Below are 22749 nucleotides of genomic sequence, written 5' to 3'. Positions count from 1 at the left end.
GGGGTCGCCCACTGTGTTCGAAGACCCCACCGGCCCCCGGCGGGGCCTACGGCACGCGCGCCGTCCACTCGTCCGTGCCGAACTTGGTGCGGACGAGTTCGTGGGCGCGGGCCAGTTCCTCCTCGGTCACCGCGCCCTCGGCGAGCCCGTAGCGGCCACGGAACGAGTCGATCATGCGGGAGATGACCTCCTCGCGCGGCAGGCCGGTCTGGCGGCGCAGGGGGTCGACGCGCTTCTTGGCGCTCTTCGTGCCCTTGTCGGAGAGCTTCTCCTTGCCGATGCGGAGCACGTCGACCATCTTGTCGGCGTCGATGTCGTACGACATCGTCACGTGGTGCAGCACCGCGCCCCGGCCCGCGGCGACCCGCTTCTGCGCCGCGCCCGCGACCTTGCCGACGTCCGTGGCGATGTCGTTCAGCGGCTGGTACCAGGCCTTGATGCCCATGTCGGCGAGCGCGCCCAGCACCCAGTCGTCCAGGTAGGCGTACGAGTCCTGGAAGGACAGGCCGGAGACGAGGGACTCGGGGACGGCGAGGGAGTACGTGATCGTGGACGTGGGCTCCGCGAACATCGCGCCGCCGCCCGAGATCCGGCGTACGACGGTCACGCCGTGCCGCTCCACGCCCTCCGGGTCGACCTCGTTGCGCAGCGACTGGAAGCTGCCGATGATCACGGCCGGGCGGTCCCACTCCCACACCCGCAGCGTCGGCGGCCGCTTGCCGAGCGCGACCTGCTCCACCATCACCTCGTCGAGCGCCATGTGCAGCACGGGGGACTGCGGCGCGTCGTGGACGAGCTGCCAGTCGTAGTCCCGCCAGTCCGTGGCCTGGGCGAGCGCCCGGCGCACCGCCGTCGCGACGCCCTCCGTGGTCAGGCCGAGCATGACCGTGCCCTCGGGCAGCGCCGCGTCGATCCGGGCGGCGAGGGCGGCGGTGTCGGCGTCGGCGGGGGCGCCTTCGAGCGCGGCGTTCATCGCGGGCAGCGCGTCGTCCGGTTCGAGGAAGAAGTCGCCCGCCACCCGGACGTGGCGCAGCGCGCCGTCCGCCACGTCCACGTCCACGACGACGAGCTTGCCGCCGGGGATCTTGTACTCGCCGTGCACGGTGTGCCGCCTTCCACCAGGTTGTCCGTCTTCGCGGACAACGCTAACCGGAGATCGGACATTCCGGGTCCCGCGACCGGCCCGGCGGGGGTACCGCCGGACGGCGCCCCTCGCTATTGACACTTCGTCAGATATCCCGCATCGTCGCCCCGCGCACGCCCATCGCGCGCCCACCGCACGTCTCCCGCACGCCCACCGGACCGCCTACCGGAGGAGCTCGCCATGGACCTCGATGTGCTGTACGAGATCGACGTACCCAAGCCCTGGCGGGGCGCCCACCCGTACGGCCAGCGCGCCGCCGAGCAGCGCGCCTACCGGGAGGCGGTCGAGCAGATCCGGCTCGCCGACCGGGTGGGTTTCCGTACGGTGTGGGCGGTCGAGCACCATTTCCGCGAGGGCCGTTCGCACTGTCCCGCACCGAAGGTGCTGCTCGGCCACCTGGCGGCGCTGACCGAGCGGATCCGCCTCGGCTTCGGCGTCACCCTCACCCCGTTCGGCTTCACGCCGCCGCCCCGGATCGCCGAGAAGGTGGCGGCCGTCGACGTGCTCTCCGACGGGCGCGTGGAGTGGGGCACGGGGCGCTCCACGCCCATGGAGCAGGCCGCGTTCGGCGTCGACCGGGAGCTGTCGCGGGCCGACTGGCGCGAGGCCGTCGAGATCGTCACCGGCATGTGGCGCGAGGAGTACTTCCACTACGAGTCCGAGCGGTACACCTTCCCGCGCCGCATGGTCACCCCGAAGCCCGTGCAGGACCCGCACCCGCCGTGCTGGATGGCGGCGACCTCGGCCGGGTCCGCGGAGGTCGCGGGCGCGGCGGGGCTCGGGCTGCTGTCCTTCTCGATCATGCAGCCGCTGGAGGCGATGGGGCGGCAGGTCGCCGCCTACCGGGAGGCGGCCCGTACCGCGCGGCCGATCACGGACGTGACGACGGACCGGGTCGCCGCCTACACCCTCGTGCACGCCGCCGACCGGCCATCGCGACGGGTGTGGGACTCGGTCGCCTGGTGGTACCGCAACCTCGCCCAGTTCACCCTCGACTGGGAGCTGCCGCACCTGTCGCCGGAGGAGCGGGACCGGACGTTCCCGCTGCTCAAGCCGATCATCGAGGGCACGGTGCCGGTCGCCGACTTCGACAGCGGCGACATGATCCTCATCGGGGACGCGGAGACCATCGTCCGCAAGGCCAAGCGCTACGCGGACCTCGGCGTCGACCAGCTCATCTGCTACGTGCAGTGGGGCTATCTCGAACACCAGGAGATCCTGCGGACCATCGAGATCCTCGGGAAGGAAGTCCTGCCGGAACTCGCCGCGTACAAGCCGAAGCCGGTGCCGAAGCCCGAGCCGAAGCGGGCGACGTCGTGAGCGAGACGCTGGACGAGACGCCCGTTCCCGACTACCCCGCCCTGCACCGCCTCGACGGCCGGGCCTTCGTCCTGCTCGGCGCGGGCAACGGCATCGGCCGGCAGACCGCCCACGCGCTCGCCTCCGCGGGCGCGCGCGTGCTGTGCGTCGACGTCGACAAGGAGCGCGCGGAGGCGGTGGCGGCGCAGGTGAGCGGGGCGCCGTACGTCGCGGACGTCACGCGGCGGGAGGACGTACGGGATCTCTTCGCCTACGCGGAAGGGGAGTTGGGGCCCGTGGGCGGTGTCGTCGACATCGTCGGCATGGCCCGTTACGCGGCGCTGGACGCGCTCGACGACGACGCGTGGGCGTGGCACTTCGACCTGGTGCTGCGGCACGCCTGGCTCGCCGTTCAGTACGGGGGAGCGGCGGTGGCCGCGGCGGGCGGCGGACCGCTGGTCTTCGTCGCGTCGGTGTCCGGGCTGACGGCGGCGCCCCTGCACGGCGCGTACGGGGCGGCCAAGGCGGGGCTGATGTCCCTGGTGCGGACGGCCGCCGTCGAGTACGGGGCGCGCGGGGTGCGGGTCAACGCGGTGGCGCCGGGGGTGGTGTGGACGCCTCGGGTCGCGGGGCTGCTCGGGCCGGAGGGCCGGGCGGCCAACGCGGCGAACGCGCCGCTGGGGCGGGTGGCGCTGCCCGCCGACATCGCGGGCGCGCTGCTGTTCCTGGCGTCGCCGCTGTCGTCGTACGTGACCGGGCAGACGCTGGTCGTGGACGGTGGGGCTGGGGTCAGGTTCCCGTACCCGACGATCGGCGACACGTGACGGCCCCGCCGGGGGTCCGGGAGTTGTTGCGTGGGGTCGCGTGGTGGGCGGAGGACGGGCGGCCCGTGCGGGTGGCCTCCGGCGGGGGGTTGCCGGGGGAGACGGTGGAGCGGGGGCTGACGCCGGTGGGGGTGCGGTTGGAGTTCGTGGTGCGGGGTGCGGTGGGGGAGGTGGAGATCGCGTATGAGGCGTTGCCGGTGGGGGAGGTGGACGGGGTGCGGGGTGTGGTGCCCGTGTTCGCGGTGCTGGGGGGTGTGGAGGTTCCGGCCCGGCCGGGGAGCGGTGTCGTTCGGCTCGCGCTGCCCCGTGGTGGACGCCTCGGGGCTCCGCCCCGGACCCCGCTGCTCAATCGCCGCAGGGGCTTGAATTCGCTCGACCGTCGCCGAGGGGAGGAAGAGGCTTACGGGCGACGCAGCCGCGCGGGAGCAGCTGATGAGTGTCGTCCTGAGTCGGGGGACCGCACGGTCGTCGTGTATGTGCCGGAAAGTCTGCGCCCGTTGATCCAGCACGTGCGTCCCCTCGGGGGCGGCACCCTCGAACCCGCGCCGCGGCGGCCACGCTGGATCGTCTACGGGGATTCCGTCGTCGAGGGGTGGGTCGCTTCCCGGCCGTCCCGGGCGTGGCCCGCCGTCGCCGGGCGGATGCTCGGGGTGGAGGAGGTCAACCTCGGTTACGCGGGCGCGGCGCGCGGCGAGGCGGAGTCGGCTCGGCAGATCGCCGCGCTGGACGCCGACCTGCTGACCGTCGCCTTCGGGACGAACTGCTGGTCGCGGCCCGCGCACTCGGCGGCGCGGCTGTACGAGGTGACCCGGACGTTCCTGCGCCTGGTCCGCGTCGGGCATCCGGGCACGCCGCTGCTGGTCGTCTCCCCGGTGCTCCGGCCCGACGCCGAGGACGTGCCCAATGAACGCGGCGCCACGCTCGCCGAGTTGCGCGGCGCCGTGGAGCGGGCCGCCCGGGACGCGGGGGTCGCCCTGCTCGGAGGGCGTGGGCTGCTCGGGGCCGAGCGGCTCGCCGACGGGGTGCACCCGGACGACGAGGGGCACGAGCGGATCGCGTGCGCCGTGGCGGAAAGTCTCAGGTGTCACGGGCTGCTCAACGACCTTATTCCGTAAGGCTATTGACTAATACCCACACGAGGCCACAAGAATCTGTTGGCTCACGTTCGTTTCTGGCGTGTCATGTTGGCTTCGAGGGGACTTCTCCATGTCTGCTAGCGGTAGATCCGTCAGCCGTAGATCCGTCCTGGCCGCGACCGCGGCGGCCTCCGCGGCGGGGACGCTCGCCGCGCCCGCGGCCCGCGCCGCCGAGGGGCGCTCCGGCAGCGTCGGGCGGCGCACCGTCGACCTGGCGGACGGCTGGCGCTTCGCGCTCGTCAGCCCGGCCGGCATCACCGACCCGACCGGCGCGTACGCCGACGCCGAGCGGCCCGGCCACGACGACGGCGACTGGCGCGAGGTCGCGATCCCGCACGACTGGTCCATCGAGCAGACCCCCACCACCGAGCACAACACGACGAGCGGCACCGGCTTCCTGCCGGGCGGACTCGGCTGGTACCGCAAGACGTTCACCGTCCCGGCGGGTTACGCGGGCAAGCGGATCTCCGTCGAGTTCGACGGCGTCTACATGGACGCCAATGTGTATGTGAACGGGGAGCTCGTCACCCACCACCCGTACGGCTACACCGGGTTCGCCCACGACATCACCGACCTGCTGCACGTCGACGGCGCCACCCCCAACGTCCTCGCCGTCGAGGTCCGCAACCGGCTCCCCAGCAGCCGCTGGTACTCCGGCAGCGGCATCTACCGCCGGGCCCGCCTCGTCGTCACCGAGCCGGTGCACGTCGGGCGCTGGGGCACCTTCGTCACGACGCCCGACCTCGCGCGGACCCTGGAAAAGGGCTACGCCACCGTCGACATCCGTACGAGCGTCGTCAACGCCTCGGGCACCGCGCGCGACGTGACCGTGCTCTCCACCGTCCGCGACGCCAAGGGGCGCCGCGTGGCGCGCGCCGAGTCGACCCTCGACGCGGTCGCGAAGGACGGCGGGACGGACCACGTACAGGTCCGGCTCACCGACCCCGACCTGTGGTCGGTCGAGACGCCGCACCACCAGTACACCCTCGTCACCGACCTGCGCGTCGACGGCCGCACCGTCGACACCTACCGCACCCGCTTCGGCGTCCGGCACGCCGTCTTCGACCCCGAGGACGGGCTCTCCCTCAACGGCACCCACATGAAGATCAAGGGCGTCGACCTCCACCACGACCTCGGCGCGCTCGGCGCCGCCGTGCAACCGGACGCGGTGCGGCGGCAGTTGGTCATCATGAAGTCGATGGGCGTCAACGCGCTGCGCACCTCGCACAACCCGCCCGCGCCCGAAGTGATCGAGGCCTGCGAGGACCTCGGCCTGATCATGCTCGTCGAGGCCTTCGACTGCTGGCGCACCGGCAAGAACACCTACGACTACGGCCGGTTCTTCGACGAGCACTCCGACGCCGACATCGCCGAGATGGTGCGCGCCGCCCGCAACTCCCCGGCCGTCCTCATGTGGTCCATCGGCAACGAGATCCCCGACTCCACCCAGACCGCGGGCATCGCCATGGCGCAGCGGCTCATCGACGACGTGAAGGCGCTCGACGACACCCGCCCGATCGTCATCGGCTCCGACAAGTACCGCTCGCTCCCGGCCGTCGGCTCGCCCGCCGACCTGATCGTCGCCAAGCTCGACGGGCTCGGCCTCAACTACAACACCGCCGCGTCCGTCGACGCCCTGCACAAGCGCTACCCGCACCTGTTCCTCTTCGAGTCCGAGTCGTCCTCGGAGACCTCGACGCGCGGCACGTACCAGGAGCCGGAGCACCTCAACACCGGCGAGAACCACACCCCCGGCAAGCGCGCCACCTCCTCCTACGACAACAACCTCGCCTCCTGGACCATGAGCGGCGAGTACGGCCTGAAGAAGGACCGCGACCGGCGCTACTTCACCGGCGAGTTCCTGTGGTCCGGCATCGACTACATCGGCGAACCCACCCCGTACGACGTGTTCCCGGTGAAGGCCTCGTTCTTCGGCGCGGTCGACACGGCCGGATTCCCCAAGGACATGTACCACCTGTTCCGCAGCCAGTGGGTCGACGAGCCGATGGTGCATCTGCTGCCCATGGACTGGACGACGCACGAGGAGGGCGCGGAGGTGGAGGTGTGGGCGTACGCGAACGTCGCCGAGGTCGAGCTCCACCTCAACGGCCGCTCCCTGGGCGTGCGTTCCTTCGACGCGAAGAAGACCGTCGACGGGCGCGCCTATCTGGAGACCACCGAGGCCACCCACGACGACAAGACCGTCACCTCCGGCCCCTACCCCGGCAGCTACACCAGCCCGAACGGCAGCGCGGGCAAGCTCCACCTGACGTGGAAGGTGCCCTTCGAGGCCGGTGAGCTGAAGGCCGTCGCCCGGCGCGGCGGCAAGACCGTGGCGACGGACGTGCTGCGCACGGCGGGCGCCCCGCACGCCGTGCGCCTGACCGCCGACCGGAAGTCGGTCGCGGCCGACGGTCGCGCCCTCGCCTTCGTCACCGCCGAGGTCGTCGACGCCAAGGGTGTCGTGGTGCCCGACGCCGAGCACAACCTCGAATTCTCCGTCAAGGGCGGCGAGTTGGCCGGACTCGACAACGGCCGTCAGGAGTCCGCCGAGCGGTACCAGGCCAGCACCCGCACCGCCTTCCACGGCCTCGCCCTCGCGATCGTGCGCGCCGGAACCGACCCCGGCACCCTCACCGTCACGGCACGCGCCGAGGGCCTGCGGCAGGGCAGGACGACCCTGCGCGTCACCGGGCCCGCCGGCGCCCCGGTCACCCCGGCCGAACCCTTCGCCCCCGACCCGGGCCCCGGCCCCACCGCGTACCCGCACGCGGACGCCAGTTACTCCGGCGCCCCGACCACGCTGCCCGCCGCGATGCTGGACGGCGACCCGGCCACCCAGTGGTCCAACGCCTTCAACAAGGCCGCGACCGCCCTGCTCCCCGCCTTCAAGGGGGCCAGGCCCGACGACTGGGTCTCGGTGGCCTGGGCGGAGGAACGGCAGCTCGGCCGCGTCGAGGTCTCCTTCACGGTCGACGCCACGCACTCCCTGCCCGCCGCGATCGAGGTCGCGGTCGGCGACGGCGACACCCACCGGGTCGTCGACGACGTCGACATCGCCTGGGCCACCGCGTCCGGCGAGCCCACCGTCCTCACCTTCGACGCGGTACGGGGCCGCTCCCTGCGCCTGAGGCTGACCAGCCGCAAGCCCGGCGACGTCACCGGCGCCGTCGGCATCAGCGCCCTGGACGTGGCGCGGTCGTGACACCCCTCGACGGCATCGACCCCGCGTGGCTCCCCGACGAGGCGCTGCGCGCGGTCGGCGCCCGCCGCGTCCTCGTCCGGGGCGAGGGGGCGCTCGTGGACACCGTGCGCGCCGAAGTCGCCTACGCCTGCGCGGCGTTCGGCGGCGCGGTGGCCGCCGAGGGCGAACCGTACGATCTGCTGCTGCACATCACGGACGGCGGCCCCGGCGGCGAGCGGCACCCCGAGGGCTTCACCCTGCACCGGGCCGCCGGCCGCGCCGCCGTCACCGCCCACGCCCCGGCCGGCCTCCTCCACGGCTGGTTCCACGTCGTCCGCCTCGGCGGGGCCGCCTTCGCCGACGCGCCGCCCGAGACCCACCGCCCCGCCCTCGACCTGCGCATGCTCGACCACTGGGACAACGTCGACGTGCACCCAGTGATGGGGCAGGTCGAGCGCGGCTACGCGGGCGGATCACTGTTCTGGCGCGACGGGCGGGCACGCGGGGACCTCGGCCGGGTCCGGGCGTACGCACGGCTGCTCGCGGCCTGCGGCGTCAACGCGCTCAGCGTCAACAACGTCAACGTGCACGCGACGGAGGCCCGGCTGCTCACCGACCGTCTCGGCGAAGTCGCGGACATCGCCGCCGAGTTGCGGCACTACGGCATCCGCACCCACCTCTCCGTGAGCTTCGCCGCGCCCCTCGTCCTCGGCGCCCTCGACACGGCCGACCCGCTCGACGACGCCGTACGGGAATGGTGGTGGGAGGCCGTCGACCACGTGTACGCGGCCGTCCCCGACTTCGGCGGCTTCGTCGTCAAGGCCGACTCCGAGGGGCAGCCGGGGCCGTTCGCGTACGGCCGCAGCCACGCCGACGGCGCGAACCTGCTCGCCGACGCCCTCGCCCCGCACGGCGGCACCGTCCACTGGCGGGCCTTCGTCTACGACCACCGGCAGGACTGGCGCGACCGGGGCACCGACCGGGCACGCGCCGCCTACGACCATTTCGCGCCGCTCGACGGGCGGTTCAGGGACAACGCGATCCTCCAGGTCAAGCACGGGCCCATGGACTTCCAGGTCCGTGAACCCGTCTCACCGGTCATCGGCGCCCTGCCCGGCACCCGCGTCGCCGTCGAACTCCAGGCCACCCAGGAGTACACCGGGCAGCAGCGGCACGTGTGCGCGCTCGCGCCGATGTGGAGCGACGTGCTGCGGTTCCGGCCACGAGGGGAGGGCGGCCCGACGGTCGGTGAACTCGCCGCGCGCGGCGGCCTGGTCGCCGTGTCCAACGTCGGCGACGACCCGTACTGGACGGGCCATCCGCTCGCCCAGTTCAACCTCTACGCCTTCGGCCGCCTGGCCTGGAACCCCGAAGCCGACCCCGGTCGACTCCTCGACGAATGGATCGAGTCGACGTTCACGCCCGAGCTGACCGGCGACCCGGCCGGGCTGCGGCGCGGGCTGCGGGCCGTCCTCGCCGGGTCCTGGGCGACGTACGAGAAGTACACGGCGCCGCTCGGTGTCGGCTTCATGGTGCAGCCCGGCCACCACTACGGGCCCGCCGTCGACGGCTACGAGTACAGCCCCTGGGGCACCTACCACTTCGCCGACCGCGACGGCGTCGGCGTGGACCGCAGCCGCGCCACCGGCACCGGGTACGCGGGCCAGTACGCGCCGCCCTGGTCGGACACGTACGAGACACCCGCCACCTGCCCCGACGCACTGCTCCTCTTCTTCCACCACGTGCCCTACGCGCACGTACTGCACAGCGGCACGACCGTGATCCAGCACATCTACGACACCCACTTCGAGGGCGTCGAGGAGGCCGAGGCCGCGCGGGAGGTGTGGGCGTCGCTCGCCGGGCTCGTCGCGCCGGACCGGCACGCCCGCGTGAGCGAGCTGTACGAGGAGCAGGTGCGCTGCGCCCGCGAGTGGCGGGACCAGGTCAACAGCTACTTCCTGCGCAAGTCGGGGGTGCCGGACCGCAAGGGGCGGCTCATCCACTGAGCCGCCCCCGCGCACGTCACTCGACGCGCAGCACGGCCACGCCCAGCGGGCCGAGGGCGAGCGGCCCGCCCTTGTCGTGGCGTTCGCCGGTGAGGAGGTCGGTGACGGTGGTGTGGGCCGTCAACTCCACTGCCTGCGCGCCGTGGTTGAGGAGAAACACCACGTGGGTGCCGTCCGGTGCCACGCGCGCCGCCGACTCCACGTCGCGGTGGTCGGCGTACGGGCCGATCAGGTCGTGGCGGGCCAGCACGGCGCGCACCACCCGGTCCGTGCCGACGGCGTCCAGGTGCGTCGCCACGTACCAGCCCTCGCCGCCCCGGTCGCCGAAGCGGTTGCGGGTGACGGCGGGCGTGCCCGCGTAGAAGTCCGCCGTGTAGCGGGCCACCGGCTCGGCGCCCCGGGGGAGCACCAGCTCGAAGACGAGACTGCCCGCGCCGCCCCCGTCCAGTGGGTTCGTGACGTCGGCCGGACGCGCGTCCCACTCGTCGACGCGCACCCCCATGAGCGGCGCCAGCGGACCCGGCACATCCGTGAGGAACGCGCGGTCGTGCTCGTCGCAGCGCCCCGACAGGAACGTCGCAAGGACCGTCCCGCCGTGCTCCGCCACCGCCTCCAGGCGCGCCGCCAGACCGTCCTTCACGAGATGCAGCGCGGGCGCGAGGACCACGTCGTACGCCGACAGGTCCGCCGTCACCGGGACCACGTCCACGTCCGCGCCCGCCGCCCGCGCCGCCCCGTAGTAGGCGTGCACGACGTCGAGGTACCTCACGAGCCGGGACGGGCCGTCCGACAGCTCCAGCGCCCACCAGCTGTCCCAGTCGAAGAGCAGCGCGGTACGGGCCGGGGTGCGCGCGCCGAGGGTGGCGCCACTAAGTGCCGTCAACTCCGCGCCCAGGGCCGCCACTTCACCGAACACGCGGGTGTCGTCGCGGCCCGCGTGCCCGATCACCGCGCCGAAGAACTTCTCGCACGCGCCGCGCGAGGCCCGCATCTGGAAGTACAGCGCCGCGTCCGCGCCGTGCGCCACCGCCTGCCACGTCGCGAGCCGCAGCTCGCCGGGGCGGCGCAGCGGGTTCACGTCCCGGCACGCCGTCGGTCCCGGCGCCTGCTCCATCAGCCAGAACGGGGCGCCGCCCTTCAGACCGCGCATCAGGTCGTGGCCGAACGCCGCCACCGACGGCGGGGCGTCCAGTGGCGGATAGCTGTCCCACGACGCGAAGTCCAGGTGGGGCGCCCAGCGGTGGTAGTCCAACGGCCGGTAGGCGCCCATGAAGTTGGTGGTCACCGGGGTCGTCGCGTCGTGCGCCCGGACCGCCTCCTTCTCCGCCGTGAAGCAGCCGAGCAGCGCGTCCGTCATGAAGCGCAGGTAGTCGAGCGTGATGCCCTGGAAGGCGGTGTGGTCGGGGCCGCGCCAGTGCTCGGTGAGCGCGCTCGGCGGCTCGATCTGGTCCCAGTCCGTGAAGCGGTGCGACCAGAACGTCGTGCACCAGGCGTCGTTGAGGGCGTCGAGACCGCCGTGCCGCTCGCGCAGCCAGCCGCGGAACGCCGCCGCGCACCGCTCGCAGTAACAGGCCCCGCCGTACTCGTTGTTGATGTGCCAGGCCAGCAGCGCCGGGTGGCGGGCGTACCGCTCGGCGAGGCGGGCGGCGAGCGCGGTCGAGAAACGCCGGTACGCCGGGGAGCTGGGGCAGAAGTTGTGCCGCTGCCCGTACGCGTGCCGGCGGCCCTCGAAGTCGGTGCGGTTGACCTCGGGGTGGTCCTTCGCCAGCCAGGGCGGGAGCGCGGCGGTGCCGGTGGCGAGGACGACGCGGCGCCCCTCGGCCGCCGCCCGGTCGAGGATGTCGTCGAGCACGGTGAAGTCGTAGGTGTTGGGCGCTGGTTGGGTCAGCGACCAGGTGAAGACGCCCACGGTCAGGGTGTCGATCCCGGCCCGCGTGAACAGCCGGTGGTCGTCGTCCCACACCTCCTTCGGCCACTGCTCGGGGTTGTAGTCGCCGCCGTAGAGGATCTTCCCCGGGGGCGTACGAGGGTCGTGGCTCATGCGGTGAAGACCTCCTCGGTCCGAGCGATCACCGGGCGGAAGGCGGTCAACAGGGACAGCAGCAGGGGAGCGGCGAGCAGGGCCGCGAGGGCCTCCGTGCCGAGCACGGTCAGGCCGCCGGCGAGGACGAGGAGCGAGGCGGCGGCGAGCGTCGCCGTCGGCCGGCGCGGCAGGAAGTGCGCGGCGAGCCGGGCCACGTCCCCGGAGCGGAACGCGAACAGCGAGCCCAGCACCAGCGCGTGCCCGCCCCACAGCAGCGACACCGCGCCGATCACCACGAGCAGCCCCGCCCACCAGCCCGGCACCCCGGCGGCCGGGAAGTGGATCAGCGAGAAACCGATCACGCTCAGCCAGGCCAACAGCGGCACCCACCACCGCAGCACCGGCAGCGCGTTCAGCCGCCACCCGCGCCAGAACGTGCGGGCGGGCCGCAGCTCCGTGAGCTCCCGGCCCCGGCGGTGCAGCGCGTACAGGGCGGCGGACAGGGCGGGCCCGAGCGGCACCAGGCACAGGGCGAGCAGCGGCAGGTTCGACGGGTCCGCGCCGAGCAGGAACGCCCCGATCAGGCCGGGCGAGGCCGCGACGAGGAGCATCGCCTCGACGGTGAGCAGGGTGTGGACGAGCGCAGCGGCGCGGGAGAGGGGGCCGGTGCCGAAGCCGCGCGCCGTGGCGGCGGCCGTCACCCGTTCTCCTTCTCGAAGCGGTCGGCGGCCTTGTTGTGCAGGTCGACCAGCTGCTGCATGTTCTTCCCCTTCAGTTCCGTGAGGAAGTCGTTCCACTGGGACATGGGCCGCTTGCCGAGCACGAACTTCAGGGTGTTCTGGATCGTGTAGTCCTTGAGCGGGGTGTCCCACAGGGTGGCCTGCTCCTGTTCGGCGGAGCGCAGCGGGTGCGCGGGGCCGATCGGCTGCTCTCGCCGCTTCGCCATCTCGTCCTGGAACTTCTTCTCGTCCGCGCCGAAGTTCGACGAGACGAGCTCCCAGCTGCCGCCGTAGGTGAACACGCCGTTGAAGAAGCCGAAGTCCTTCTGGAGGTCCTTCGGCGCGTCCGCGTCGGACCCCATGAGCGAGACCCCGTCCTTGAGACGGTACGTGCCGCCGGACTTCGTGTACGTGACGCCCTCGACGCCCCACTTGCAGAACTCCTGGCCCTCGTCCGAGTACCAGAGCCAGTCGACGAACTGCATCATCGCGACGAACGTGTCCGCCTTCAGCGCCTTGCTGGAGATCATGACGCCGTTCTCCAGGCGGGAGCCGCCGTTGACCACCGGGCCCGCCGGGCCGAGCGGCACCGGGACCATCTCGATCGTCGCGCCCTTGACCTGCTTGTCCAGGTTGTAGCGGTAGTTCTGCACCAGCTCCTGCGGATTGGCGCTGATGACGTACGACTTCTCGGCGAGCAGCTTCTGCACCGCCTGGTCGTCCTGCTGCGTGAACGACTCCGGGTCGAGCAGCTTCTCCGCGACCAGGCCCCGCAGATACTCCACCATGTCCCGGTAGCCGTCCTGCGTGGCGGTGAAGACGAACTTCTTCGCCGTCCCGTCATAGCTGATGTTGTCGTACGACCAGCCGGCCCGCACCCCGTACGCCTGCCCGAGGTACTGGAACAACGCACCGCACGGGAAAGGGGTGTTGGTGCTCCAGCGATCCGTCATCGGGTACTTCGACGGGTACTCCTCCTTGAGCGCCTTCAGGACGTCGTGCACCTCGTCCCAGGTCGTCGGCAGGGAGAGGCCGTGCTTGTCGAGGACGTCCGTGCGCAGGGACAGCGAGTAGCCGGACTTCACCTTCTCGTGCAGACCGGGCAGCAGGTAGTACTTGCCGTCGGACTGGCGGATCGAGTCGAGCTCCGGCTCCAGCTTCCACTTCTTCACCTTGGCCCGGAAGTTGGGCATCAGGTCGACGTAGTCGCTGACCGGGAGGATCGCGCCGGACGAGACGAACGCGACCTCCGAGGGGTGGTACGTCTTCGGGATCAGGAACGGCGCGTCCCCCGAGCCGATCAGGACGCCGCGCTTCTTCTCGTAGTCCGCGAGCGGCACGTCGACCGGCTCGAGGGTGATTCTCGTGCGCTTGGTGAGCTCCTTCCAGAACAGCCAGCCGTCCTTGGTCGGGTACACCGGGTTGTTGTTGTGCAGCATCGAGAACGACAGCGCCTTGGTGGCCCTGAACTGCTCGCCCGCCTCGAACTTCTTCATGGCGCCGCGCTGCTTCTGCGCCAGGTCCTTGCCGTCGGTGCCGTCGTCGCCGCTGCCGCAGGCCGTGAGCGTCGCGAGGCCGATGAATCCGGCGGCGGCGAGTATCTGGCGCCGCGAGAGCTGACCGCTGTTCTTCACTGGGACTCCTGGGGGAAGGGGGTGTGGGGAGCTGTCAGCCCTTGACCGCGCCGAGCATGACGCCCTTGACGAAGTAGCGCTGGACGAACGGGTACACGCAGAGGATCGGCAGCGCGGTGAGCACGATGGTCACCGACTGGATGTTGGCGCCGACCTGGCTGAGCTGCTCGGTCGCGGCGCCCGCGTTGGCGCCGCCCGTGGCGCCCAGGATCATGTTGCGCAGATACACGGTGACCGGCATGAGGTCCGCCCGGTCCAGGTACAGGAACGCGCTGAACCACGAGTTCCAGAACGACACCGAGTAGAAGAGCACCATCGTCGCCACCACCGCCTTCGACAGCGGCAGCACGATCCGCAGCAGGATCCCGTACGTGCTCAGGCCGTCGATCTGCGCGGCCTCCTCCAGATCGCTCGGCAGGTTCTCGAAGAAGGCCTTCATCACGAGCAGGTTGAAGACACTGATCGCGTTGGGCAGGGCGATCGCCCAGATGCTGTTCTTCAGGCCGAGGCTGGTGACCAGGACGTAGTTCGGGATCAGGCCGCCGGTGAAGAACATGGTGAACACGGCGATCCCGATGAGCGCCGTGCGCCCGCGCAGCTGCCGCTTGGACAGGACGTACGCGTAACAGGTGGTCAGCACCATGGCGACGGCCGTCGACACCACCGTGTACAGGACCGTGTTGCCGTAGTTGCGCCAGAACATCGCGTCCTGGAACACCAGCTCGTACGTGGTCAGGTTGAAGCCGCGCGGCCACAGCGTCACCTCGCCCGCGCGGATCTGCCGCTCACCGCTGAAGGAGCGGGCGATGATGTTGACGAACGGGTACAGGGTGACGGCCACGACGAGCGTGAGGATCACGGCGTTCGCGCGCCGGAAGACGCGGTAGCCCTTCGTGGGGCGTTCGGTGCTCACCACAGGCTGGTCCCCACTGTGCGGCGCGAGAGCTGGTTCGACGTGGTGATCAGGACGAGGCCGATGACCGCCTCGAACAGGCCGATCGCGGCGGCGTAGCTGAAGCTGCTCGACTCGACACCGGTCCGGTAGACGTACGTGGAGATCACGTCGGAGGTCTGGTACGTCAGCGGGTTGTAGAGCAGCAGGACCTTCTCGAAGCCGACCGCCATGAACGTGCCGACGTTGAGGATCAGCAGCGTGATCATGGTGGGGCGGATGCCGGGCAGGGTGACGTGCCAGGTCTGCTGCCAGCGGTTCGCGCCGTCGATCCGCGCCGCCTCGTACAGGTCCTCGTCGATCGTGGTGAGCGCCGCGAGGTAGAGGATCGTGCCCCAGCCCGCCGTCTGCCAGATCTCCGAGCCCACGTAGACCGTCCGGAACCACTCGGGTTCCTGGATGAAGCGGATCGGGTCGTGGCCCAGCCAGCCCAGCACATGGTTGACGGGGCCGTCGGTCGCGAGCATCTGCATCGTGATGCCGGCGACGATCACGATCGACAGGAAGTGCGGCAGATACGACACCGACTGGACGAAACGTTTCAACGCGGTACGGCGCACCTCGTTGAGGAGCAGCGCGAGGACGATCGGGAGGGGAAAACAGAAGACGAGCGTCAGGCCGCCGAGCCACAGCGTGTTGCGGAAGACCTGCCAGAACGTGGGGTCACTGAGGAACATCTCGACGTAGCGGAGTCCCACCCACTCCTCGCCGAAGATCGAGCCGCCCGGCTCGAAGCGGCGGAACGCGATCACGTTGCCGAGCATCGGCAGGTAGCGGAACACCAGGAAGAACGCGATGGGCAGCAGCGCGAGGGAGTACAACTGCCAGTCTCGGCGCAGTGCTTGACGCCAGGTGCGCCGTCCGGACGGAAGCTTCTTGCGAGGACCCCGGCGGGGAGGGTCGGGGGCGGTGCCGGTGCCGGGCGGGACGCCCGTCATCGTGGAGGAACTCATGCAGGGCCTTTCGGTGCGCGGCTCAGTGCGGGGCAGGGGAAAGGCGTGACCGAGAACTTTCGTGAATCTTCCGGTAACGTCGCCGCAACCTAGAGCCGCTCCCGAACCCTGTCAATGGGGGCCGCCGCGGCGCTCGTTGGCTGATTTTCGGCGGCCGTCCGGAGATCATTGGAAAAAAGTGTGTCGTTGGAGGTGGGGAACGTGGGCCGGGAAGGCGCTCAGCGCAAGGCAGCCACGCGGAGCCCGGAGGGGCCGGCCAAGGTGACGATCACCGAGATCGCGCGGGAGGCCGGGGTCTCCGTGCCGACCGTCTCGCGGGTCGTGAACGGGCGGTCCGACGTCTCGCCCGGCACCCGGGCCCGCGTCGAGGACCTGCTGCACCGCCACGGGTACCAGCGCAGGGCGCCCGCGCCCGGCGACCGGGCGGCCCTGCTCGACCTGGTCTTCAACGACCTGGACAGCCCCTGGGCCGTCGAGATCATCCGCGGCGTCGAGGAGGTCGCGCACGAGTCCGGGGTGGGCACCGTCGTCTCCGCCATCCACGACCGGGCCGGGGCCGCGCGGGAGTGGATGACCAACCTGCGGGCCCGCGCCTCGGACGGCGTGATCCTCGTGACGTCGGTCCTGGAGTCCGGTCTGCGGGACGAACTCCAGCGCCTGGGCGTGCCGTTGGTCGTGATCGACCCCGCGGGTTCGCCCGTGACCGACGCCCCGACCATCGGCGCCACCAACTGGGCGGGCGGCATGGCCGCCACCGAGCACCTGCTCGGGCTCGGGCACCGGCGGATCGGGTTCATCGAGGGCCCGCCGCGGCTGCTGTGCTCCCGGGCGCGGCTCGACGGGTACCGGGCGGCCCTCGACGTCGCGGGCGTACCGGTCGAGGACGAGCTGATCGTGCCCGGCGACTTCTACCACGAGTCCGGGTTCACCGGCTGCAACCGGCTGCTCGACCTCGCCGCACCGCCCACCGCCGTCTTCGCGTCCAGCGACCAGATGGCGCTCGGCGCCATCGAGGCGCTGCGGCGGCGCGGGCTGCGCGTGCCCGAGGACATGAGCGTCGTCGGCTTCGACGACCTTCCGGAAGTGCGGTGGTCCGCGCCGCCGCTCACCACGGTGCGCCAACCCCTCTCCGACATGGGCAAGTTGGCGGCCCGCACCGCGCTCGACCTGGCCCGCTCGGTCGAGCCGGCGGCGCCGCGCGTCGACCTGGCGACGGAACTGCTGGTGCGAGCGAGCACGGCGGCGCCCCGGAACGACTGACTCCGCCGCTGCGCCACCGGGGGTGTCAACGACCTTTTTCGTAAAGGCCGTTGACACCCCCGAGTTGTGTCCGTAACTTCCGTGGCCGTCTCCCGATAGTTTTCGGATCCCTTCCGGAAGGTGCGCCATGTCAGCGTTCGACCGAGCCGCTGTGCCCCCGTCGTCCCCGTCGTCCGAGCAGTCGGGGCCCGCCGTCCCCTCGGCCCTGTCCCGCCGACGGTTCCTGGGGACCGCCTCCGCCGTGGGGATCGGAGCCGTGGGGCTCTCCGCCTGTTCGGACTCCGAGTCGGGCGCCACCGACAGCAAGGGCCGCACCGTCGTCGAGTGGTGGAACATCCAGACCACGGAGCCGTCGAAGACCGTCTGGCCGGAGCGGGCCAAGGCCTTCGAGGCCGAGCACCCCGACGTGCGCATCAAGCTCGTGACGCTGGAGAACGACGCGTTCAAGTCGAAGATGACCGCGCTGACCAGCTCCGGAAAGCTGCCGGACATCTACCACACCTGGGGCGGCGGGGTCCTCAAGCAGCAGATCGACGCCGGTCTCGTCGAGGATCTCACCGAAGCCACCGCGCCGCTGTCCGACAAGTTCGTGGGCGTGGCCCCCGATGCCTACAAGTTCGACGGCAAGATGTACGCGATGCCCATCGAGGTGGGCGGCGTCGGCTTCTGGTACAACAAGGCGCACTTCAAGAAGGCCGGCATCACGAGCCCGCCCACCACCTGGAGCGACTACCTCGACGCCGTCAAGAAGCTGAAGAGCGCCGGGATCGCGCCCATCGCCCTCGCGGGCAAGGAGAAGTGGCCCGGCATGTACTACTGGGCCTACCTGGCGATGCGCATCGCCGGAGTCGACGGCATGCAGAAGGCCGCGGACGCCAAGGACTTCACCGGCGACGACTTCGTCAAGGCGGGGGAGCGCCTCAAGGAACTCGTCGACCTGAAGCCGTTCCAGAAGGGCTTCCTCGGCGCCGCGTACTCCACGCCGGGCGGCCAGGCCGCCACCATGGGCAACGGCAGGGCCGCGATGGAGCTGATGGGTCAGTGGGCGCCTCCCACACAGGCGGACGCGGGCAAGGGCATCGGCAAGGACCTCGGCTTCTTCACGTTCCCGTCGGTCCCGGGCGGCAAGGGCGCGGGCAGCGACGTCTTCGGCGGAGGCAACGCCTACGCCGTGCGCAAGGGCGCCCCCAAGGCGGCCGTCGACTTCCTGAAGTTCTTCATGTCGGCCGAGTCCGACAAGATCCTGGTCGAGAAGGCCGACCTGATGCCGGCCCTCAAGGACGCCATCGGCTCCCTCACCGACCCCAACCTCAAGCTCGTCTCCGCGGCCCTTGACAAGGCGACCGGCTTCCAGCTCTACCTCGACCAGGCCTACCCGCCCGCCCTCGGCCAGGAGATCAACGACTCCGTCGCCGCCCTCATCGCCGGCGCCAAGTCGCCCGAACAGGTCGCCCGTTCCATCACCCAGGTCGCCAAGAGCCAGTAAGCCACCATGACTTCGACTCAGCTCAACGACGCGCGGCCCGCTCCCGTCAAGGAGCAGGCCGCCCCGGCACCGACCCGGCGCCCCCTGGCCCGCCGGATCCGGGACTGGCTCACCGCCTTCTCGTTCACGGTGCCCGCCCTTGTCCTGTTCGCCCTGTTCGTGCTCACGCCGATCCTCTACGCCCTCTACGTCAGCTTCTTCAACTGGGGCGGATTCGGGTCGCCTTCGGACTTCGCCGGCACCGACAACTACACCCGGCTCCTCGACGACCCGGTCTTCCTCGGCGACCTGTGGCGCGGACTGCTCCTCGTGGTGTTCTCCGTCGGACTCCAGCTCCCGTTCGCGCTCGCCATGGCCGTCCTGCTCAACCAGAAGCTGCGCGGCCGCGCCGTCTACCGGATGCTGTTCTTCGCCCCCTACGTGCTGTCCGAGGTCATCACCGGCGTCCTGTTCTCCATGATCTTCTCGCCGGACGACGGGCTCGCCGACAAGGTGCTCGGCTCCATCGGCCTCGACGGCCTCGGCGGACTCTGGTTCGCCGACCAGGACTGGGTCCTGCCCACCCTGTTCCTCGTCATGATGTGGAAGTACTTCGGCTTCCACATGATGCTGTACCTGGCAGGACTCCAGGGCATCCCCGCCGAACTGCACGAGGCCGCCCGCATCGACGGGGCGAACGCCTGGCAGCGGTTCCGCAGCGTCACCCTGCCGCTGCTCGGACCCACCCTTCGCATCAGCGTCTTCCTCTCCGTCATCGGCGCCATTCAGCTCTTCGACCTGGTGTGGGTCACCACCCAGGGCGGACCCGACCACCACTCCGAGACCATGGCCGTCACGCTCTTCCAGTTCGGCTTCAAGCGCTACCAGATCGGCTACGCCAGCGCGATCAGCATCGCGATGTTCCTCATCAGCCTCGTGTTCGCCGTCGCCTACCAGAAGTACGTGCTGCGCCGGGACACCGAAGGAGCCCTCACCACCATGCGAGGCAACCGATGAGCGTTCTCAGTCACACCGCGCGCCGCCGCCTGCGCTCCACACCGCTGTACATCACCGTGTGGCTCGTCGGCGTCGTCATGGTCACCCCGCTCCTGTACGCGCTGATCTCCGGGTTCAAGTCCACCGACCAGCTGTCCGGGAACGCGTTCGGGCTCCCGTCGCCCTGGATCGTGTCCAATTACACGGACATCCTGACCGACGGCTCGTTCTGGCGGATGCTCGGCTCCTCGACGCTCGTCGCCGTCGGCACGACGATCCTGACCGTCGGCACCGCCGCGCTCGCCGCCTTCGCGCTCGCCCGGTTCGCCTTCAAGGGACGGGAGGTGATGTTCACCCTCTTCACCGTCGGCCTGATGTTCCCGTTCGCCGTGGCGATCCTGCCGCTGTTCATCCTGCTGCGCACCTTCGGGCTGCTCGACAACCCGCTCGGAGTGATCCTGCCGCAGGCCGCGTTCGGCCTGCCCATGACCATCGTCATCCTGCGCGGCTTCTTCCGGGAGATCCCCGGCGAGCTGGAAGAGGCCGCCACCCTCGACGGCTGCTCCCCGCTCGGCTTCTTCTGGCGGATCCTGCTGCCCATGGCGCGCCCCGCGCTCGGCACCGTCTCCGTCCTCGCCATCGTCACGAGCTGGAACAACTTCCTGCTCCCGCTGCTCGTGTTCACCCAGCCCACCTGGTGGACGATCCCCGTCGGCGTCCAGCAGTTCCAGGGCCAGTACGCCACCGACATCGCCCGCGTCTTCGCGTACCTCATCCTCGCCATGGTGCCCGCGCTCGCCTTCTACGCCGTCGCCGAACGCCAGCTCATCGGCGGCATCACGATGGGCGCCACCAAGGGCTGACGCCCCGCCAACCACCGCAACACGTCACGTACTTGAGGAGTTCCATGGCTCAGCCCTGGCAGGACACCACCCTGCCCGCCCACGTCCGGGCGGCGGACCTGCTCGCCCGGATGACCGCCGAGGAGAAGACGGCCCAGCTGTCCAGCGTCTGGCTGGGCGCCGCCACCGGCTCCGACTCCGACGCCGCCGTGGCACCCGGACAGCACGAGTACGCCGCCGAGAGCGCGGACCTCGACGCCCTCCTCCCGTACGGCCTCGGTCACCTCACCCGCCCCTTCGGCACCGTCCCCGTCGACCCCGCCGAGGGCGTCGGCCGGCTCGCCGACCTGCAACGGCGGATCCGCGCGGGCAACCGGTTCGCGGTGCCCGCCCTCGCCCACGAGGAGTGCCTCACCGGGTTCGCGGCCTGGCAGGCCACCGTCTTCCCGACCCCGCTGGCCTGGGGCGCGACCTTCGACCCTGCCCTGATCACGGAGATGGCGCGGGCCATCGGCGGCTCCATGAGCGCCGTCGGCATCCACCAGGGCCTCGCCCCCGTCCTCGACGTCGTCCGCGACCCCCGGTGGGGCCGCACCGAGGAGTCCATCGGCGAGGACCCCTACCTCGTCGGCACCATCGGCGCCGCCTACGTACGCGGCCTGGAGGCCGCCGGGATCGTCGCCACGCTCAAGCACTTCGCCGGGTACTCGGCCTCCCGCGCGGCCCGCAACCACGCGCCCGCCTCGCTCGGCCCGCGCGAGCTGGCCGACGTCATCCTGCCGCCGTTCGAGATGGCGCTGCGCGAGGGCGGCGCCCGCTCCGTGATGGCCGCGTACAACGACATCGACGGGCTGCCCGCCCACGCGCACACCGAGCTGCTGACGCGACTCCTCCGTGACACCTGGGGGTTCACGGGAACCACCGTCTCCGACTACTTCGGCATCGCGTTCCTGGAGTCCGCCCACCGGGTCGCCGCGTCCGCCGCCGACGCGGGCCGGCTCGCCCTGGCCGCAGGGGTGGACGTCGAACTCCCCGCCGCCCACTGCTTCGAGCCCGGCGGCGGCCTGCCCGAGGAACTGCTCGACCGGGCGGCGCTGCGCGTCCTGACACAGAAGTGCGAACTGGGCCTGCTCGACCCCGACTGGCAGCCGGTCGACACCGACGGCCCCGTCGACCTGAACCCCGCCCCCATGCGGGAACTCGCGGCCAGGGCGGCGCAGGAGTCCGTGGTGCTGCTCGCCAACGACGCGGGGCTGCTGCCGCTGCCCGTCTCCGGCGCGCTCCGTGTCGCGCTCGTCGGCCCGCTCGCCACCGAGCAGGCCGCGATGCTCGGCTGCTACACGTTCCCGCGCCATGTCGGCGTCAACCACCCCGAACTGCCCACCGGCGTCGACATCCCGACCCTCGCCGAGGCCCTGCGCGCCGAACTGCCGGGCGCCACGTTCGTCGACGACCCGGCGGCTGCCGATGTGTGCCTGGCCGTCGTGGGGGACCGGTCGGGACTGTTCGGGCGCGGCTCCTCGGGCGAGGGCTGCGACGCCGCCGACCTCGAACTGCCCTACGGACAGGGCGCGTTGCTCGACGAGACGCTCGCCTCCGGCACGCCGACCGTCATCGTCGTCCTCAGCGGGCGCCCCTACGCGCTCGGCCGCTGGGCCGACCGGGCGGCCGCCGTCGTCCAGGCCTTCTTCCCCGGGCAGGAGGGCGGCGCCGCCGTCGCGGGCGTGCTCTCCGGCCGCGTCGAGCCCTCCGGCCGCCTCCCCATCGGCGTGCCCCGCACCCCCGGCGGGCAGCCCGCCCCGTACCTCGCGCCGCCGCTCGGCCGGCACGGCGGCCCCAGCAACGTCGACCCGACCGCGCTCTATCCGTTCGGCCACGGCCTGTCGTACACGACGTTCGACTGGTCCGCCCCCACCTGCGACACCCCCGAATTCGCCACCGACGGCGAGGTGTCCCTGAAGCTCACCGTCCGCAACACCGGCGAGCGCCCCGGCACCGAAGTGGTCCAGCTCTACCTCCACGACCCCGTCGGCACCGTCGCCCGCCCCGAGGTCCGGCTCGTCGGCTACGCCCGCGTCCCCCTCGACCCGGGCGCCGCCGCCGAGGTCCACGCCACGTTCCCCGCCGACCTCGCCGCGTACACCGGCGCCGACGGCCGCCGCGTCGTGGAACCCGGCGCCCTCGAACTGCGCGTCGCCGCCTCCAGCGAACACGTCCACCACACGGTGCCGCTCACCCTGACGGGACCGGTGCGGGAGGTGGGCCACGACCGCAGGATGCGCTGCGAGCTGCGCGTGAAGTGACCCGACCGC

16 protein-coding genes are annotated in these 22749 nt (G+C 71.5%); 10 read left to right on the top strand and 6 right to left on the bottom strand.

All coding sequences use genetic code 11. The annotated features are described in order from the left end of the window. Positions 1 to 46: 46 nt before the first annotated feature. Entirely contained in the window at positions 47 to 1102 is a 1056-nt protein-coding gene (locus ACYBSK_RS25150; RefSeq protein WP_457479487.1) for a lipoate--protein ligase family protein, read from the bottom strand. Positions 1103 to 1324: 222 nt separating this feature from the next. On the opposite strand from ACYBSK_RS25150, the gene ACYBSK_RS25145 reads away from it, so the two are divergent. The 5 genes from ACYBSK_RS25145 (at position 1325) to ACYBSK_RS25125 (ending at position 9593) form a co-directional block, all read left to right on the top strand. After that, positions 1325 to 2464 carry an LLM class flavin-dependent oxidoreductase gene (locus ACYBSK_RS25145; protein ID WP_460243433.1) on the top strand — a complete coding sequence of 380 codons (1140 nt, stop codon included), beginning with the start codon at positions 1325 to 1327 and terminating at the stop codon, positions 2462 to 2464. Further along, positions 2461 to 3267 carry an SDR family NAD(P)-dependent oxidoreductase gene (locus ACYBSK_RS25140; protein ID WP_460243432.1) on the top strand — a complete coding sequence of 269 codons (807 nt, stop codon included), beginning with the start codon at positions 2461 to 2463 and terminating at the stop codon, positions 3265 to 3267. Before ACYBSK_RS25145 ends, ACYBSK_RS25140 begins: the two co-directional genes overlap by 4 nt. Before the next feature lie 497 nt (positions 3268 to 3764). Further along, positions 3765 to 4382 (top strand): GDSL-type esterase/lipase family protein, encoded by a 618-nt coding sequence (locus tag ACYBSK_RS25135; RefSeq protein ID WP_460243431.1) that lies wholly within the window; start codon positions 3765 to 3767, stop codon positions 4380 to 4382. Positions 4383 to 4473: 91 nt separating this feature from the next. Beyond that, a complete protein-coding gene (locus ACYBSK_RS25130; RefSeq protein WP_460243430.1) occupies positions 4474 to 7608 on the top strand; it encodes a glycoside hydrolase family 2 TIM barrel-domain containing protein in 3135 nt (1044 codons plus the stop codon). Further along, on the top strand, positions 7605 to 9593 hold the full coding sequence (locus ACYBSK_RS25125) for an alpha-glucuronidase (RefSeq protein ID WP_460243429.1): 1989 nt from the start codon (positions 7605 to 7607) through the stop codon (positions 9591 to 9593). Before ACYBSK_RS25130 ends, ACYBSK_RS25125 begins: the two co-directional genes overlap by 4 nt. 16 nt (positions 9594 to 9609) lie before the next feature. On the opposite strand, the gene ACYBSK_RS25120 is transcribed toward ACYBSK_RS25125, so the two are convergent. Genes ACYBSK_RS25120 through ACYBSK_RS25100 form a run of 5 tightly spaced genes read right to left on the bottom strand, consistent with a single transcriptional unit; the run spans position 9610 to position 15874 of the window. Beyond that, positions 9610 to 11634 carry a beta-galactosidase gene (locus ACYBSK_RS25120; protein ID WP_460243428.1) on the bottom strand — a complete coding sequence of 675 codons (2025 nt, stop codon included), beginning with the start codon at positions 11632 to 11634 and terminating at the stop codon, positions 9610 to 9612. Then, positions 11631 to 12317: a YesL family protein gene (locus ACYBSK_RS25115; protein WP_460243427.1), complete on the bottom strand. Its 687-nt coding sequence runs from the start codon at positions 12315 to 12317 to the stop codon at positions 11631 to 11633. Before ACYBSK_RS25115 ends, ACYBSK_RS25120 begins: the two co-directional genes overlap by 4 nt. Next, on the bottom strand, positions 12314 to 13969 hold the full coding sequence (locus tag ACYBSK_RS25110; RefSeq protein WP_460243426.1) for an ABC transporter substrate-binding protein: 1656 nt from the start codon (positions 13967 to 13969) through the stop codon (positions 12314 to 12316). Before ACYBSK_RS25110 ends, ACYBSK_RS25115 begins: the two co-directional genes overlap by 4 nt. Before the next feature lie 34 nt (positions 13970 to 14003). Then, positions 14004 to 14885 (bottom strand): carbohydrate ABC transporter permease, encoded by an 882-nt coding sequence (locus ACYBSK_RS25105; protein WP_460243425.1) that lies wholly within the window; start codon positions 14883 to 14885, stop codon positions 14004 to 14006. Continuing rightward, positions 14879 to 15874: an ABC transporter permease gene (locus tag ACYBSK_RS25100; RefSeq protein ID WP_457479477.1), complete on the bottom strand. Its 996-nt coding sequence runs from the start codon at positions 15872 to 15874 to the stop codon at positions 14879 to 14881. The genes ACYBSK_RS25105 and ACYBSK_RS25100 overlap by 7 nt, the downstream gene beginning before the upstream one ends. Positions 15875 to 16135: 261 nt before the next feature. Between ACYBSK_RS25100 and ACYBSK_RS25095 the strand changes: the two genes are divergently transcribed. The 5 genes from ACYBSK_RS25095 to ACYBSK_RS25075 all read left to right on the top strand — a co-directional run bounded on the left by ACYBSK_RS25095 (position 16136) and on the right by ACYBSK_RS25075 (position 22740). Continuing rightward, on the top strand, positions 16136 to 17134 hold the full coding sequence (locus ACYBSK_RS25095; protein ID WP_460243424.1) for a LacI family DNA-binding transcriptional regulator: 999 nt from the start codon (positions 16136 to 16138) through the stop codon (positions 17132 to 17134). Positions 17135 to 17261: 127 nt separating this feature from the next. Then, on the top strand, positions 17262 to 18620 hold the full coding sequence (locus ACYBSK_RS25090) for an extracellular solute-binding protein (RefSeq protein ID WP_460243423.1): 1359 nt from the start codon (positions 17262 to 17264) through the stop codon (positions 18618 to 18620). Between the two features lie 6 nt (positions 18621 to 18626). After that, a complete protein-coding gene (locus tag ACYBSK_RS25085; protein ID WP_460243422.1) occupies positions 18627 to 19616 on the top strand; it encodes a carbohydrate ABC transporter permease in 990 nt (329 codons plus the stop codon). Then, complete coding sequence (locus ACYBSK_RS25080) at positions 19613 to 20458, top strand: carbohydrate ABC transporter permease (protein WP_457479473.1); 846 nt, start codon at positions 19613 to 19615, stop codon at positions 20456 to 20458. Before ACYBSK_RS25085 ends, ACYBSK_RS25080 begins: the two co-directional genes overlap by 4 nt. Before the next feature lie 44 nt (positions 20459 to 20502). Further along, positions 20503 to 22740 carry a glycoside hydrolase family 3 N-terminal domain-containing protein gene (locus ACYBSK_RS25075; protein WP_460243421.1) on the top strand — a complete coding sequence of 746 codons (2238 nt, stop codon included), beginning with the start codon at positions 20503 to 20505 and terminating at the stop codon, positions 22738 to 22740. Positions 22741 to 22749 lie beyond the last annotated feature (9 nt).

It is taken from the genome of Streptomyces sp. BYX5S (assembly GCF_054724165.1).
The sequence above is the reverse complement of the archived record's forward strand: the minus strand, read 5'-3'. Positions and strand labels throughout refer to the sequence as shown.

Bases quoted from the DNA above. Each gene is read 5' to 3' on its own strand.
- ACYBSK_RS25145 (WP_460243433.1), top strand. From the start codon at position 1,325: ATGGACCTCGATGTGCTGTACGAGATCGACGTACCCAAGCCCTGGCGG.
- ACYBSK_RS25130 (WP_460243430.1), top strand. From the start codon at position 4,474: ATGTCTGCTAGCGGTAGATCCGTCAGCCGTAGATCCGTCCTGGCCGCG.
- ACYBSK_RS25120 (WP_460243428.1), bottom strand. From the start codon at position 11,634: ATGAGCCACGACCCTCGTACGCCCCCGGGGAAGATCCTCTACGGCGGC.
- ACYBSK_RS25100 (WP_457479477.1), bottom strand. From the start codon at position 15,874: ATGAGTTCCTCCACGATGACGGGCGTCCCGCCCGGCACCGGCACCGCC.
- ACYBSK_RS25090 (WP_460243423.1), top strand. From the start codon at position 17,262: ATGTCAGCGTTCGACCGAGCCGCTGTGCCCCCGTCGTCCCCGTCGTCC.
- ACYBSK_RS25085 (WP_460243422.1), top strand. From the start codon at position 18,627: ATGACTTCGACTCAGCTCAACGACGCGCGGCCCGCTCCCGTCAAGGAG.
- ACYBSK_RS25080 (WP_457479473.1), top strand. From the start codon at position 19,613: ATGAGCGTTCTCAGTCACACCGCGCGCCGCCGCCTGCGCTCCACACCG.
- ACYBSK_RS25075 (WP_460243421.1), top strand. From the start codon at position 20,503: ATGGCTCAGCCCTGGCAGGACACCACCCTGCCCGCCCACGTCCGGGCG.